Source organism: Lactobacillus sp. ESL1191 (assembly GCF_058504435.1).
On record NZ_CP196365.1, the window covers coordinates 946,291 to 962,281 of the forward strand.

A 15,991-nucleotide genomic window follows, 5' to 3' on the forward strand; every position below is an offset into this window, starting at 1 on the left:
TTATTCTACAGAAACCAGGAAGTTATATACTGGCTGACCGCCGTCATGAATTTCAAACTCAAGCTCATCATGCTTTTCTTCAAGAGCACTAACAATTTTTTGGGCTTCGCGTTCATTCGAATCACGACCAAACATGATGGTAATAATTTCTGAATCTTCATCTAGCATTTTTTCAACCATGTCGACAGCAGCCGTCACCACATCAGTCTCAGCAATCTTAATATCACCATCAATAATGCCAAGATAGTCGTTCTGGTGGATTTCTACGTCATTGATAGTTGTATCACGGTTGGCCTGGGTAACTTCGCCAGAAACAACATCAGCAAGAGCTTCAGTCATATTGTCAACATTCTCCTCAACCGACAAGTCTGGGTCGAAAGACAACATTGCCGTTAATCCTTGCGAAATAGTCTTGGATGGAACAATACCAACAGGCAAGTCGCTAACTTCAGCAGCTTGTTTAGCCGCCATGACAATATTACCATTATTAGGCAACACGATTGCCTTCTTAGCGCCAGACTTCTTAATTGCATCAATAATATCCTGAGTTGACGGATTCATCGTTTGACCACCTGAAATAATCCGGTTCACGCCTTCGCTTTCAAACAAAGTACGAATGCCATTACCAGAAGCCACAGCGATAACCGCAAATTCAACACTCTGCTGGTCCTCATCACTGTTGTTAACGATTGTCTCATGCTGGATACGCATATTATCAATTTTAATCTTACCTAGTTGACCAAATTGACTACCATAAGTGAAGACGGCACCTGGGTGTTCAGTATGAACATGCACCTTGGCAACTTCATCATCAGAAACGGCCAACAGGGAATCACCAAGACCAGAAAGATGTTCTCTGAATTCTTCCAGCTTAAACGGTTTTTTGTGGGGAACATCTGCGGTTAAATCAACCATGATCTCCGTACAGTAGCCGTTCTCAATGTCCTGCGTGGCCAGTTGCGATTGGACGGACTGGTGGTGCATCGCATTGATCATTTCATCCATTTCACCTTCATCCGGCTGATAGCGGTCAGCAAAATTCTCACCCAGTAAACCTTCTAAAAAGCCTTCATAGATAAACAATAAGCCTTGACCACCAGAATCAACTACACCAACCTGCTTCAGTACGGGCAGTAAGTCAGGCGTGGTCTTTAGAGCAGCCTTAGCTCCTTCAACGATGGCGGTCAGTACCTCTTCAACGTCGTCGGTTTCATTAGCCTTGTTAGCACCTTCTTGAGCCGCAACACGAGCAACTGTCAAGATCGTCCCTTCAACCGGCTTCATGACGGCCTTATACGCCGTTGCAACACCATTTGAGAAGGCATTGGCCAGTTCTTGGGCATTCATTGTCTTCATGCCCACTGTAGCCTTGTAAAAGCCCCTAAACAGTTGCGAAGAAATAACTCCACTATTACCGCGAGCACCCATCAGCATGCCCTTAGCAAAACTTTCCGTCAGTTCGCCAACCATTGAACTAGTATTTTCAGCTACAGCCTTGGCACCACTTTCAATGGTCAAATTCATATTAGTCCCAGTATCACCGTCAGGAACCGGGAAGACGTTCAAAGAGTCGATAAATTCGGCATTACGTCCCAGTCGGTGGGTAGCCACACGAACCATATCTCTAAATTTTTTACTATCTATTTCCTTTAAAACCAAAATCCATAACCTCCGCTTGAGTTATTCGTCAAGCACTTTTACACTTTGAACGATGACATTAACAGCTTTTGTATCAATTCCAAGTTGATTCTTCAAGTTGAACTTAACACTGCCCTGCACATTACGGCTTACTTCCGAAATTTTTAGACCGTAGCCAACAATGATGTAAACATCCACTGTAATGCGATTATCTTCAGACTTAACAACGACGCCCCGCTTATAATTGGCCCGGTTAAGAATGCCGTCGAAACCATCACGAAAAGCGTTCTTCGAGGCCATTCCTACAACACCGTAATTCGATGTAGCTGCACAACCAACGACAATTGCAACTACTCCGTTTGAAATATCAATCAAACCATTATTCGTTTTGATTTTAACAGCCATGTTTATCCTCCGTATCATTGTTCTCAATATTATGTATCTATTTTATCATAGTCGGCAAGTAGAAATACAACATTCATTCTTTAAAAAACTTGTGGTTGCAATGATTAAAAAGATATGCTATCTTAATTGAGTATGAAAACACAGATAAAAGGAGGTTTAGCAAATGGCAAAAGATTATATCACTGGTAAAAAGACCACTTTTGGTAACACACGTTCGCACTCACTGAATTCATCACGGCGGACCTGGAAGCCAAACCTTCAAAAAGTTCGTATTCTTGTTGATGGTAAACCAAAGCGTGTGTGGGTTTCAACCAAGACTTTGAAGTCTGGTAAAGTAACTCGCGTTTAATTACGATGAAACTAGCAGAAGATTACTTTTGCTAGTTTTTTATTTGATTCAAACAAAGTAAAAAGCTATTTCATATATGAAATAGCTTTTTACTTTCTCATCAATTTTTCCTACGAGTAACCCAACTACCACAGAGAGCAACAGTTATCATAACTCCTCCTAAGGCAATTGCTGCTATCCCTAGATTTTTATCAAGACCGGTTTTCGGCAACGTTCTTACCTTTTGCTCATCATCAGTATTAACTTTGATTTTTTTAGGGGAACTTGCTTTAAAATGCTTGTTTCTAGGATCTTCTTTTACCTTAGGTATGCTACCTTGTTTACCTTTAATAGGTCCTTTAGCTGGATCACCATCTTTAATTGGATTACTTGAATTTACCTGGTTTGTTGGATCACCTGTAGTCGTTGGATTAACTGGATTAACCGGTGTACTTGGAGTTACTGGATTATTCGGCATTGTTGGATTTGCCGGAGTAACAATCTGATCCTTAGTGTATATATAGGTGACGGTCTGTGGATTGACAGTGAAAGAGCCCGTCACCTGTCCATGTACTTCTTTAAAAGTATAGCCTGGAACTACTTTTTGCATACTTTGATAGATGTCTCCAACTGAACCATACAAGAGCTCGTCTGATGCAATAGTCTGACCAGCCTCATCCTGATAATGGACAATAATTGTAGAAGGCAATGCTGCCTTAGTATAAATAAACTCAATTTCCTTGCCAATGCCAGCTTCAAACATGCTTTTAGAATCTTCCAAAATTCCAGTCAGTACATATCCCGGAATCGTCTCGAAGTAGTCCCGTTTGTCATAAGACTCATCAATTAACCCGCGAATTTTTCGATCTGCCATAAGTGTTTGACCATTTTCATCTCGATAGTGTACCGTTAATTCGCCAAATCGAATATAAGTATCGGCATCCTTGCCTGCTTGATATTTGCTCGCCATTTCCTTTGGAAGCCAGACATTTTTACCCTTGGCATCAGTCAGTGAACCTCCATCCAAATTAACCCATAAATTATCCGATTGCCCAAAAAATTTACCCTCTAAGTCACCCCAATACTCGAAGCCCGAATTTTTAATGTCACATTTATCGCTTAGTATTAAGATTTTTAGTTTAGGCATAGCACTTAACATGGCAAATCTGGTTTGATCCTTGTAATTCATGTCGGGCTTATCGTAGCTACTGATAGCTCTCATATCGAAGCTACTTAAGTCAAGTATTTCCAAGTTTGCACAACCATCAAACATCCCGCCCATATCAGTCACTTTAGAGGTATCAAAATTTTTTACATTTAGTTCGGTTAAATCATTACATGATCCAAACATGGCGTGCATATCAGTCACTTTGGATGTATCAAAACTGCTTACATCTAAATTCTTAAGTTCTGTACAGCCATGAAACATTTCGTCCATTTCCGTAACTTGCGAGGTATTAAAATGGCTTACATCTAACTCTTTCAACTTCGTCCGACAAATGGTGCCATTGCTAATATAAAGAACATCAAACATCATACGCATACTTGTAACACGTGATGTATCCCAGCCGCTCACATTCAAATTATCAATATTATGGCAATACATAAACATTAATGCCATGTTGGTGACTTTACTAGTATCAAAATTACTTACATCAGCAGTTGTCAAGTTATAACAGTTTTGAAACAAGCCGTACATACTGGTCACTTCAGATGTATCAAACTTGTTTATCCCCTTAATTTCAGTTACTTCGTCTAAAGAGGCAAACATTTGATCAATCGAACCAATGAGCTTTAGTTTGCCTGTAAACTCAACTAGCTTAATTTTTGGAGTATAGACGCCAGGAATGTGCCCTCCTATTGGATCAGGGTTAGTAAGTACCGGTGAATTATCACAGGAAATTGTTAATTTCCCACTAACATCATCGTATGCCACTGGAAGACCATTCCAGCTTGTATTTATAATTGAACGCGTTAATCTGTTATTGTCAATTACATTCTTGCTACCCTCTCCTTTAGCAGAAGTACTAGTATCTTTCTCTACCTCACTTCCAGTTGAACTGTCTTCAACCCTTGCCTTACTATTCGCTACATCTTCACTGGCACTTACTTCAAGAGTGGTATTGTTAGAGTATATCTCACTAGGGAAATTCCCAGCAGATTGACTTGAAGTTGCATCATCCGCTTTCACATTTCTAGTATTAAGTACAAAAAGAGCCATAGCAGTAATGCTACTAAATAGCATCTTTTCTCCCTGTAAATAGATTGGGGATTTTTTCATGATTAGGTTTATCTCCAGTAATCTAGACAAAATAGATATTACCAATTAATTAAACAATATTTATATTAAAACATCAACAAACTGATATTATCACAATTGTTATCTTTATTCAAGATGATTACTATCTAATAGCTAACCAAAAACATAATTAGTAAGCTTCGATTTATGAACCTATTCGGTTTCAAAAGCATAAGCATTAGTGGAGCGTATTGAATAGTTACCTTACCTATCGCTTAGAAACATATTGTAATATCAAAAATGATTATGTCTTTCCAATTACTTTTATAAAAATAAATTTATTCTTAGACTCAAATATTCTGATACCGGTCAATATCCTTAGTTTGAATGACTGCCACAATGCCTTCAGCAAAAGACAAGTCAAAAGTATCCTGGCCCGGTAGAAACTCGTTTGAAGCAAAAGAAAGTGGAACTGCACTAACATAGTTATTCAGCTCGTACTTAGCACCGGTGATGCTCAAGCCAGTAACTGCTGTTAAGGGGGCAACAGCAAAGTAGGCATACCCTGGCAGGCGGTTAACCCGGTGCTGACCCGGCCGGTAAAAACGTAGCTCATTTTGCTCGTCAACCAACTCGATATGCTCGGCATATTGACTAAAACCTGACTTAACTACCATCAGAAGATTAGTTAAAAAATGATCAAGCCGACCTCCTGTTGCCCCAAATAAGGTTAAGGCATCAACCTGATAGTCGACAAAAGCATACTTAGTTGCCAGCTCAGCATCAGTATAATCTTTTTCTGGAATCGAGTAGCGTAGATCGAGAACATTCTCTTCTATTTGGGCTAATTCAGTCTTCTTAAGTGAGTCAAAGTCTCCAACTGCCAAGTCGGGAACTAGATTCAATTCTTCCAGCAAAAGACTGCCACGATCAACACCAATGAGTAAGTCTCCAGATGCTTGCCTTGCGGCTAAAAGTGCTTGGAGGTCGGTAGGCCATTGCGCCTTTGGCCCCCCTAAAAGTGCACAGGCCCTCATTGTAATGCCTCAGTTAATTCAGCAAGTTGTGCCTCAACCGTGTTTTGACAGAACAAGTATGAACCTGCCACAAAAATATTGGCTCCAGCTTCCTTTGCCAGTTTGGCAGTTTGGGCGTTAATTCCGCCATCAACTTCAAGCGGAACTTTTGTTCCTAATACTTGCTTAGCCTGCTGAATTCGATCAGCCGACTCAGGAAGATATTTTTGCCCGCCAAAACCTGGATAAACGGTCATTATCAACACCTGATCGAGTTTAGCAGCAAACTGGGACAAAACGGCAACCGGCGTGTCCGGGTTCAGCACCAATCCCGCCTGCACCTGGTGTTCATGCAAGTAATCTAGCCACCCATTGACTTCCGCTTCGCTCATGGCCTCATAATGCAGCAGCACTAGGTCCGCCCCAGCCTTCACAAAGGCTGGCACCAAAACTCCGGGATTATTGCTCATCAAGTGAATCTCGGCCTCAAGGTTGGGAAAGGCATGTTTAAAATCACTGACTAATTGGGGACCAAAGGACAGGTTAGGCACAAAGTGACCGTCCATGATATCAATATGGAAACGGGTGATGCCGGCTTTAGCGGCTTTTTTAAGATCTGCTTCTAAGTTTAAATTATTAATGTTTAGAATTGACGGTGCAATCAAGCTTTTTCTCCTTATTTTAAATACTCCGGCAACTGGCCATTAGCAATTGCCGTCCGCATTAGCAAGTAGTCATCGTATCGACTCCGCTTAATCAGACCCAGTTCAACCAGTCGCTTGACCTCACACTTAGGTTCCTTGAAGTGCTGGCAAGTTCGAAACTTGCACTGGCTACTAGCTCGTTTGAACTCGACAAAGTAATTACCAAGTTCATTGACCTTAATGGGAGTTAGGTCAATTGCAGAGAAGCCTGGGGTGTCAGCCAGAAAACCCTGGCCCAAGTTGAACAATTGTACGGTCCGCGTCGTGTGCTTACCCCGGTTGAGACTAGTCGATATTGCCGCGGTTTCCTGGCTTAGGTCCTTTTTAAGGTGGTTAATCAGTGTTGACTTACCTGCCCCAGATTGACCCGCTAGTGTCCAAATTTGCTCTGGGCCAATTGCTTCCGGTAGCTTGACTGCTAGACTCGACCAGTCATCAAAAACGGGATAACCAATTGCTTGGTAATAATCAAGGTCGCTTTTAAGTTGCGTCAACGCTTTTTTACCGGTCAGATCTCCCTTAGATAGGTAAATACTAACTGCAACTTGCTGCCAAGCAAAAAAAGTTAAAAAACGATCAAGCAGTTGCAACGAAAAATCTGGCTCAACAGCTGACATTACTAGCAAAACATGATCGACGTTAGCCAATGCGGGGCGACCAATCAAGTTTCTGCGGGAAAAAACTTCAAGCAAGTAATTCGTTCCCTGATCGTCAATTTGAATTTTGACCCGATCACCAACTGTGGGTTTCAACTTATTTTTGCGAAAAACGCCACGCGCCCTAGTTCGAACTACCTGCTGGTTTGTCAAAACATCGTAAAAGCCTGCAATTAAGCCGATTACAATACCTTCTGCTGTCATCGTTATTTGCTTACCTTTTGGTTCAAAATCGTTTGACCATCACGGACAACCCGCAAGGAGCCCGCACCTTCCTTTAGGTGGAACGGGATAGAAAAGTTCATGTCTCGCTTAATATAAAGGTCACGGTAAACATTGCTGGCCGAGTGGTTGTCGTCGGCAATATAGATTTGCACATGATTGCCTTGGTGGTCTTCATCATTATTTTCATCTTTTTCATAAGTGACTGAGAACGTCCTAATCGTCGTATCATCACTCTTTTTCTTTGCACCTTCAGAGACACTAATGGTAATGGTGCTGCCACGTGGTACCCTGGTACCTGGGTTAGGACTCATCTCCACGATCATCCCCTTCTTGACCTTATCAGAATAAGTCTGACTGACTTGCAAGGTTAGGCCATGCTGACGTGCATATTCTTTAGCCTCTTTAAGTGAGTGATTTTTTAGATTAGGTAATTTAATGGTGTCCTTCAGATGGTCATTTTGTCCTTTGGACACACTCAGCGTAATTGTGGTCTGGTTCGGTTTAACCTCAACCCCAGCAGCGATACTCTGGCTAATGACATGATTGGCGGGAACGCTAGCAGAAAAGCGACTCTCCTTAATAACTTCAAAGCCCATCTTTTCCAGCTTATCGACCGCTTCTTGGTAATCATCACCGGTAACGTCGGGTACACCGGCCATGCCGGCACCAGCGGAAATATAAAGGTCAATTACCCGGCCGCGCTTAATTTGTTCACCTGCAGTTGGCCTAGTCTCGATTACTCGGCCTTGATCAATACTGTTAGACTCACGATGCTTGATACGACCAACCTTTAACCCCACGCTTTCTAGTTTAGTCCGCGCACTTCTTTCAGTTAAGTTGGTCACATCAGGAATGCGCACCTCACCGCCATTACGGTTAGACAGCACAAATACCATCAACCCAACAACCAGTATTGCAGCCAAACCGATAAACAGCCACCACCACTTATGGTTACGTAAATTTTGAAATTTACCGGCCTGGGACACCTGCTTAGTAGTTTCTTGGTCTTTTTCTTGGTCTGCCTGCTTGGCCTGGTCTCGGTCTGGAACAGCATCATCATTAAGCTTGAAATTAGGCAAAATAATCGTTTCATCATTCAGCCCATCATTAGCAGAAAAGACGGGTTCATTAGCCCGTGCCGGATCAAGACTTGTGTCTAAATCTGCCTTCATTTCACTGGACGAATAATAACGGTCACGGGGGTTTTTGGCTGTTGCTTTAAGCACAACATTTTCAAGAGCCTGGGGAACCTTAGTGTCCTTTTGCTTAATTGCTGGAATTGGTTCCTGGGCGTGCTTTAGTGCCACTGAGACTGCAGAGTCACCACTAAAGGGTACTGAACCCGTAATTAACTCATACAGAATTATGCCCAAGGAATAGATATCAGATTGCTTAGTAACCATGCCTCCGCGAGTCTGTTCGGGTGACATATAGTGAACCGAACCTACTACAGAATTTGTTTGCGTGACAGAATTTTGGTTCAATGCTACTGCAATGCCAAAGTCAGCAATTTTGATATTGCCGCGCTTATCCATCAGAATATTTTGCGGCTTAAGGTCACGATGAATTACGTTATGCTTGTGGGCTAAGGTCATTGCGCTCAATATTTGATTCATAATGCGGATAACATTATGCAAATCCAGTGGCGAATTTTGCCTGATATATTCTTTAAGGTCTGGACCATCAACATATTCCATGACCATATATGGAATACCGTGATCGGTCGACACATCTAAGACCATCACAATATTAGGATGACTTAATTCACTAGTCGCCAAAGCCTCCCGCTGAAAACGGGCCAGGGTCTGGGGTTCCTTTTGTAAATCCAAACGCAAGATTTTGACGGCAACTTTACGTTCTAAAATAATGTCTTCAGCCAAATAGACATTGGCCATGCCGCCCTCACCCAGTGTATCAACGATACGATAGCGGTCTCCTAGTAAGTAACCCTTGGTGATCATTGCTTCTCACCGCCTTCATGCAGCACTAGACAGACAGTGATATTATCTCCACCACCTAAGCGGTTAGCCTCGTTAATTAGCTTATGACAACGGTCTTTGAGCGATAACTCCTTGGTCGCCAAAATCTGCTGAATTTGAGGATCACTAAGCGAATTAGTGAGTCCATCCGTGCATAATAAGATTAAATCATGATCGTTCAGCTCGATCTGCCGATATTCCGGATTGATTGTACTAGAAACACCAAGTGACTGGGTAATGATATTTTTTTGCGGATGATTGCGCGCCTGTTGCTTGGTAATCTGCCCCATCTTCACTAATTCATTAACTAGCGAATGATCTTCAACCAACTGCATAAACTCACCATTGGTGTAGCCATAGGCCCGCGAATCACCTAAATGAGCAATCAATGCTTCGCCTTTAAAAGCAATGGCCAACACAATCGTCGTTCCCATCCCATTAAGGTCAGGAAAGCGGTCAGCAGTCTTCAAGATAGTTTCATTTTCAGCACTCAGCTGGACATCTAACCATTGGCGCGCACTTTGACAATCAAAAAAGTCAGTCGTACTAAAGCTATGCCCTAGGTGGCGGACCGCCATCGTTGAAGCAACATCACCACCCTGGTGACCGCCCATTCCATCACAGACCACTGCCATGGTGGCTCCCTTTTTATTCTTAAAAACCTGGACAAAGTCCTGATTGCTCTTCCGTATCCGTCCGATACTTGAAGCAAATGCTGTTTTGATCAAAACTTAACCTCGCACTACAAATTTAGCAATGAAAAAACCGTCGCTGCCATATTCATCTGGCAGGATTTTGAGCATACCGTTAGGAGCAGCAATTTTACCGGTCTCAAACGGTTGCAACTTAAATTGGGGATTATCGCTTAAAAAGGCTTGGACCACATCCTCATCCTCTTCAACCGTAAAAGTGCAAGTAGAATAAACTAACTCGCCTTTATCATTCAAAAGTGAACTTACCTGATTTAGAATTGCCAGCTGCACTTTTTGCAACTTAGTTAAATCAGCGAGACTCTTGTTATACCTGATTTCCGGTTTGCGCCGCAACAAACCTAATCCTGAACATGGCGCATCAACCAATATTTTGTCGAATTGCCCCGGTTGAAAGACCTCTTTTGCGAATCTGGCATCCATTTTCTGAGTTTTTACTCTACTTGCAACATTCATTCTCTGACTGCTTTTTTGCACTAAACGCAGTTTGTTTTGGTGAATATCTAGGGCAGTAACTCGCCCTGCGGACAATTGTTCAGCCAGCTGAATGGTTTTGCCGCCCGGAGCACTACATGCGTCAAGTACCTCTTCATCCCCAGTGAAATTGAATGCACTCACTGCTAAACTAGCAGCTTCGTCTTGAATTGTCAATTTTCCTTCTTTGAACAGCTCTGAATCGCTGATTCCGCCATGGTCTAAAACAACTTCTTGGGCGGTCATTTGCGATTCGCAGGGAGCAAAACCCAAGTCGTTCAGTGCGGTTACGACCTCTGTAGCCGAAACTAATTGGGAAATCCGCACGGTGTTTTTGGCTGGTTCATTGACACTGGCCAGAATGCTGGCCGCCCGCTCCGCGCCCCAATGGTCCACCAAATACTGGACTAGCCAAGCGGGCATGCTCTCCTTAACCACCAAGTAGTCAGGTGCCGTCACCTGCGGCAGCACCCTGCCCCGTCTGAGCAAGGCACGTAGAATACCGTTGACAATTTTAAAGCCAGTAGAGTGTGGTTTGCCAAATTGCTTGGCCAGTTTGTTGGCCTCATTTAAGACTGCCCGGTTGGGTACCTTGTCCATAAAAAGCAACTGGTAAGCCGACATTAACAATAATGGCCACAGGTAATCTTCCTTGAGCTTGGTTTTAACCAAATCTTGCAGTTGGAACTCTAAATAGATTTTTTCTTGGATTGTACCGTAAACCAGGCGAGTCGTGAAATTACGATCTGTCTGCGACAAGTCAGAGGAGCGAAAACTATTATTTAAACTAATATTTGAATATGAGCCGTCACGCCAGACACGGATTAAAGTTGCTAAGGCGACAGCACGAGCACTTTTAGTCGTCGACAATTTTTTCTCCTACTGTAAACTTGCTACCCTGGCCGTTCAAAAAGTTTTTCACTGGCATTTGCTTTTTTCCTGCAGGCTGCACTTCAACCAGGTCTAAAACTGTTCCTTGGGCAAAACTGAGGGCGAAACGGCCGTCTTTTGCAACTAAACTACCAGCCGACAGGTTAGTTTTTTGCGAATTAACCTTGGCCCGCCAAACTTTGAGCCGTTTGCCATCAATCACCAAATACGCTCCCGGGCTGGGATTCAGCGCTCTAATGAGGTTATTAGCAGCTAGAGCGGTCATCGTCACCTTGATTTGTTCTTGGTCCTTGCTAATGTTTGGCGAAAAGGTTACCTGATCCTGATTTTGCGGAGTTTTGTCCGTCGGATCTGCAATAATTCGCGGCAGGGTCTCAAGTAGCAAGTCACGACCAAGCAGCGATAACTTATCAAAGAGCGTGCCAGTCGTGTCAGCTGCCTCAATTTTAAGCACTTTTTGCGCGTAAATAGCACCGGCATCCATTTCCTTGACCATCTCCATAATAGTTACACCGGTTTCCGCTTCACCCTTGAGCAAGGCATACTGAATTGGTGCCCCTCCGCGATACTTGGGGAGCAGCGACCCGTGAACGTTCACTGCAGCAATCTTGACCGATTTCAAAAACTTGGTAGGCAAAAACTGACCATAAGCAGCAGTTACAATTAAGTCAGCATGCAGGTCAATAAGTTCCGCCAGCTCTGGTGAACGCGATAATCTATCTGGTTGAAAAACGGGTAATTTCAACTCTTCCGCCGCCTGCTTAACGGGTGTTTGGGCCACTATTTGCTTGCGACCCACCTTTTTGTCAGGCTGGGTAACAACGCCCTTAATTTCATAGTTATGTTCAACAAGTCCCTTTAGAATTGGTACCGCAAAGTTTGGCGTTCCCATAAAAATCACTGATGTCATTGAGCATCTCCTTTTTACATAATTCCTTCAGGCTCGTTATCAATGTAGATACTTAAGCCGTACCTCTTCACCTTCTGAGCGGAAGCCTGAATTTGATGCAATAAACTATTTAAATTATCTTCTTTTTTATATTTTACCAGTATTTGATAATAATATTGATTTTTTAAGCGTGAAATTGTACTCGGCGCCGGTCCCAAGATAATAGTTGAGCGCTGCAGGTTCTGCTGAAGTTGAGTCTTGATCTTGAAAGCTTCTTTGGCTGCATTTTCAGCCTTCTTCGCGGCCACAGAAACAAGTACGGTATAAAAGTATGGCGGATAATTCCCGGCGCGGCGCACTTTCATTTCATACGCATAGAAGCGCTCATAATCCTGCGTTTGCGCCAGTTTAATTGCATAGTGGTCGGGGTTAAAGGTCTGGATAAGCACCTCACCCGTTTTGGCTGAGCGACCAGCCCGACCAGCAACTTGAGTCAAAAGCTCAAAAGTGCGCTCGGAGGCATTGTAGTCAGGAAGCCACAAACCCGTATCGGCATTAACCACTCCAACCAGTGTGACATTGGGAAAGTCTAGCCCCTTAGCAATCATCTGGGTACCTAGTAAAATATCAGCCTCGTGGTCACCAAAGGCATCAAGCATCTTTTTAAAACTGCCTTTCCGCCTGGTCGTATCAACATCCATCCGTAAAATCCGCGCCTCCGGCACCAGCTCTTGCAACTCTTCTGCCACCTTTTGCGTACCTGTTCCCAAAAAACGAATTTGAGGGCTCTGGCAATTAGGACACGTTTGCGGAATAGGAATCGTATAACCGCAATAGTGGCACTGCATTTGCCCCGTATCTTTATGCATGGTCAGTGACAGGTCACAATTGGGACATTGCATTACATAACCGCATTCCCGGCACAGCATAAAGTTGGCAAAGCCTCGCCGGTTAAGCATTAAGATAATCTGTTCTTGCCGTTTTAGGCGAACTTTAATTGCGTCAACCAGTTGATTCGACAGATCAAATTGTGTTCCACTAAAATTTGTCTTTTTTAAGTCAATTACCTGAACCTCTGGCAACGCTTGTTGGTTAGCACGCTTAGCCAGTTGCAAGAGTTGATAAACGCCTTTTTGTGCCCGGGCGCGACTGCCTAATGAAGGTGTTGCACTGCCCAGGACTAACGGACAAGAATTATACTTACTCCGCCAAATAGCTACATCTCGAGCATGGTAACGCGGGTTATCCTCCTGCTTATAGGTCGCTTCATGCTCTTCATCAATGACAATCAGACCAATATTAGTTAGCGGAGCAAAAACGGCACTGCGGGCACCAACCACCACCCGCACTTCGCCGCGCCGAATGCGCCGCCACTCATCGTAGAGTTCGCCTTCGGACAAGCCACTGTGTAAAACAGCAACCTCGCTGCCGAAGCGGCCCCGAACCTGGTCAACCATTTGCGGGGTCAGCGAGATTTCTGGTACAAGCATCAGAGCATTTTGACCGGCAGACAGGGCATGACTGATTGCGTGCAAGTAAACTTCGGTTTTGCCACTACCGGTTACACCTTCAAGCAAAAAAGTTTGGGCTTGTTGGTTTTCGATTGCCGGCTTGATCTGCTGCAAAGCAGCTTCCTGGTCCTGGTTTAAGCGCAGCTTGACTGGCGACGATGTTTGCTCATTGAATTCTGCCAGTGGATCTCGATAGACTTCAGTTGCTGCTTTTTTCAGCCAACCCTTTTTAACGGCAGCAGTTAGCGTCCCAGTTTGAACGCCAGCAGCACGTTCCAGGTCATGCTGCAGCATGGGAAAATCATCACTGTGCTCAATTAGGTACATTAATAATTGTTGCTGCTTTAAGGCATTGGCGCGTAGACCTTCATAAATTTTACGGTATTGGGCTACCGCCAAAGGTGCAGCGTAGCAGCTTTGGGTCTTGACCCGTGCCCGATTTTCAACGATATATTCAACTTCTGCGTCGCCGCTGCGCAAGAGCTTGCGAATATAGGCGATTTCTTTATTATCAGTAATCTTGTTCAGATCTACCGGATCACCGCTAAAAAAAGATAGCCGCTTAGCTGCTGCTGACACCGGTGTCAAGATTTTGCGGTAATTTGCGCGCATTACCCGCGGCAGCATTGCCTTCAAAAGCGCAATGCGATAAGCAAAAATCTCATCAGCTAGCGCTTTTGATAGGTCAACTAGCTCAGGCGTCAGCGGTGGCAGCTCATCGACCACCACCAGTAAATCCTTTAACTTACCCTGAAAGTGACTTTCTTTGGTTAAGCCAACCACAAAGCCCTGCAATTTACGTGGACCAAAAGGTACAAAAACACGCGAACCCACTTCAAGTTCGGTTAGTTCGTCTGGCACATGATATTCAAAAATGCGATCTGTCTGTTTAGCTGCAATGTCAACAATAATTTGCGCAATCATGCAATCACCTTCAAAAAATGACCTCCATCTTTTGGATGGGGGTCATAAATTTAACCAATCTGATTAGAATCAACAGTAACCTTGCCAGCTTCTATTTCTTCTAAGGCTTTACCAACCGGCTTTAATGATTGGTATTCTTTTAAGGCCTCCGGAACACCGTCTTCTAACTCATGTGCCCGTTTTGCCGCTAGCACAGATAATGAATAGCGTGAATCCACGCGGTCTAATAATTTGTCAATTGATGGATATGTAACTCTCATCTTAATTCTCCCTAACCATTTTTCGATAAGTGTCAATAACGCGCTTAACACTAACGTGTTCCGCATCTACGATTGCCTTAATATGGTCAACCGCATTGGCCACTGTATCATTAACCACAGCATAGTCATAGTCTTGCATAACCAAAATTTCGGTACGGGCCTGATTAATTCGACCCATAATCACGTCTTCTGGTTCCGTACCCCGGTTTTCTAGGCGCAGGTGCAAAGTGTGCAAGTCCGGTGGAGTCAAAAAGATAAAGACCCCATCTGGCATCTTTTCTCGTACCTTACGGGCACCATTCACGTCAATTTCCAGTAAGACATCTTTACCCTCAGCCAGCATCTTTTTCACTGGTACAAGTGGGGTACCATAATAATGGTTGACATATTGGTTGTACTCTAGCAACTGCCCCTGGTCAATAGCCGCTTTAAATTGGGCTTCACTGACAAAGAAATAATCCTGACCGTCCACCTCACCTGGTCTGGGCTTTCTAGTTGTCATTGAAACCGAATATTCAAATGGAAAAACTTTATTATCAACAATCGCACTTTTAACGGTTCCTTTGCCAACTCCAGAAGGTCCCGAAAGGACAAGTAACAAACCTTTTTCTGCCATGCCATACTCCCCTATCCAAAGCAATTACCTCTAGTTTGCACTAAAAGGGAAAGTTTTTCAAGTTCTGACTATTCAAACAATCGCTGATTAGCAAGAAAAAAATCAAAATTTCTCGATCAACTAAAATAAACTTTCGCAAAAAGCTTGTTTTTTAAAACAAATGTTCTTATAATATAATTAATCAAACAAGCGTTCGAAAATTTGCAGGGTGACCAGATGAAAAATACACTAAAAAAAATCTATCATTACTTATTTGCCTATGATGACGAAAAATTGAGTATCTACAGCCAATATCAACATGAAATTCTCACAACGCTCGATCGGGCAATGCTCTATCGGGTAGATGTCTTGCTAAGTTATCGCGATGGCCGCTGTGAAATTGGTCAAATTACCAAACGTCTTTCAGTTGGCCGCTTCGTCTTGCGTTCAGCTAATCAAAAACTACTGCATGTGGTTGATCTCGATGATATTTTCCGCATTGATCTGGCCTAAAAACATGTTTCTATAACTTGAACAGAAGTTTGAC

General features: G+C 43.3%; 15 protein-coding genes. 2 read left to right on the top strand and 13 right to left on the bottom strand.

Annotated elements, in window-relative coordinates:
• Both ACSYSN_RS04945 and ACSYSN_RS04950 read right to left on the bottom strand, forming a co-directional pair.
• Entirely contained in the window at positions 1-1,659 is a 1,659-nt protein-coding gene (locus ACSYSN_RS04945) for a DAK2 domain-containing protein (protein ID WP_491711818.1), read from the bottom strand.
• Between the two features lie 21 nt (positions 1,660-1,680).
• A complete protein-coding gene (locus ACSYSN_RS04950) occupies positions 1,681-2,043 on the bottom strand; it encodes an Asp23/Gls24 family envelope stress response protein (RefSeq protein WP_317636932.1) in 363 nt (120 codons plus the stop codon).
• A gap of 163 nt (positions 2,044-2,206) precedes the next feature.
• Between ACSYSN_RS04950 and rpmB the strand changes: the two genes are divergently transcribed.
• Entirely contained in the window at positions 2,207-2,392 is a 186-nt protein-coding gene (gene rpmB / locus ACSYSN_RS04955; RefSeq protein WP_317636933.1) for a 50S ribosomal protein L28, read from the top strand.
• Between the two features lie 100 nt (positions 2,393-2,492).
• Here rpmB and ACSYSN_RS04960 read toward each other — a convergent pair whose 3' ends face one another.
• The 11 genes from ACSYSN_RS04960 to gmk form a co-directional block, all read right to left on the bottom strand.
• Positions 2,493-4,652: a BspA family leucine-rich repeat surface protein gene (locus ACSYSN_RS04960; protein WP_491711819.1), complete on the bottom strand. Its 2,160-nt coding sequence runs from the start codon at positions 4,650-4,652 to the stop codon at positions 2,493-2,495.
• A gap of 308 nt (positions 4,653-4,960) precedes the next feature.
• Complete coding sequence (locus tag ACSYSN_RS04965) at positions 4,961-5,647, bottom strand: thiamine diphosphokinase (protein ID WP_491711820.1); 687 nt, start codon at positions 5,645-5,647, stop codon at positions 4,961-4,963.
• Entirely contained in the window at positions 5,644-6,291 is a 648-nt protein-coding gene (rpe, locus tag ACSYSN_RS04970) for a ribulose-phosphate 3-epimerase (RefSeq protein ID WP_491711821.1), read from the bottom strand. Before rpe ends, ACSYSN_RS04965 begins: the two co-directional genes overlap by 4 nt.
• An 11-nt stretch (positions 6,292-6,302) precedes the next feature.
• Positions 6,303-7,190 carry a ribosome small subunit-dependent GTPase A gene (rsgA, locus tag ACSYSN_RS04975; protein WP_491711822.1) on the bottom strand — a complete coding sequence of 296 codons (888 nt, stop codon included), beginning with the start codon at positions 7,188-7,190 and terminating at the stop codon, positions 6,303-6,305.
• A 2-nt stretch (positions 7,191-7,192) separates the two neighbouring features.
• On the bottom strand, positions 7,193-9,172 hold the full coding sequence (gene pknB, locus ACSYSN_RS04980; RefSeq protein WP_491711823.1) for a Stk1 family PASTA domain-containing Ser/Thr kinase: 1,980 nt from the start codon (positions 9,170-9,172) through the stop codon (positions 7,193-7,195).
• The gene (locus tag ACSYSN_RS04985; protein ID WP_491711824.1) at positions 9,169-9,918 is read right to left on the bottom strand and encodes a Stp1/IreP family PP2C-type Ser/Thr phosphatase; all 750 of its coding nucleotides are present in this window, start codon (positions 9,916-9,918) and stop codon (positions 9,169-9,171) included. Before ACSYSN_RS04985 ends, pknB begins: the two co-directional genes overlap by 4 nt.
• A 3-nt stretch (positions 9,919-9,921) precedes the next feature.
• Positions 9,922-11,244, bottom strand: a complete 1,323-nt coding sequence (gene rsmB, locus ACSYSN_RS04990) for a 16S rRNA (cytosine(967)-C(5))-methyltransferase RsmB (protein WP_491711825.1) — start codon at positions 11,242-11,244, stop codon at positions 9,922-9,924.
• Positions 11,231-12,175 (bottom strand): methionyl-tRNA formyltransferase, encoded by a 945-nt coding sequence (fmt, locus tag ACSYSN_RS04995; protein WP_491711826.1) that lies wholly within the window; start codon positions 12,173-12,175, stop codon positions 11,231-11,233. Before fmt ends, rsmB begins: the two co-directional genes overlap by 14 nt.
• 14 nt (positions 12,176-12,189) lie before the next feature.
• On the bottom strand, positions 12,190-14,589 hold the full coding sequence (gene priA / locus ACSYSN_RS05000) for a primosomal protein N' (RefSeq protein ID WP_491711827.1): 2,400 nt from the start codon (positions 14,587-14,589) through the stop codon (positions 12,190-12,192).
• A 50-nt stretch (positions 14,590-14,639) separates the two neighbouring features.
• Positions 14,640-14,849, bottom strand: a complete 210-nt coding sequence (gene rpoZ, locus ACSYSN_RS05005; RefSeq protein ID WP_317636943.1) for a DNA-directed RNA polymerase subunit omega — start codon at positions 14,847-14,849, stop codon at positions 14,640-14,642.
• 1 nt (position 14,850) lies between these two features.
• Positions 14,851-15,465 carry a guanylate kinase gene (gene gmk / locus ACSYSN_RS05010; protein WP_317636944.1) on the bottom strand — a complete coding sequence of 205 codons (615 nt, stop codon included), beginning with the start codon at positions 15,463-15,465 and terminating at the stop codon, positions 14,851-14,853.
• A 216-nt stretch (positions 15,466-15,681) separates the two neighbouring features.
• Here gmk and ACSYSN_RS05015 point away from each other — a divergent pair, with 216 nt between their 5' ends.
• Positions 15,682-15,957, top strand: a complete 276-nt coding sequence (locus ACSYSN_RS05015; RefSeq protein ID WP_491711828.1) for a hypothetical protein — start codon at positions 15,682-15,684, stop codon at positions 15,955-15,957.
• Positions 15,958-15,991: the final 34 nt, after the last annotated feature.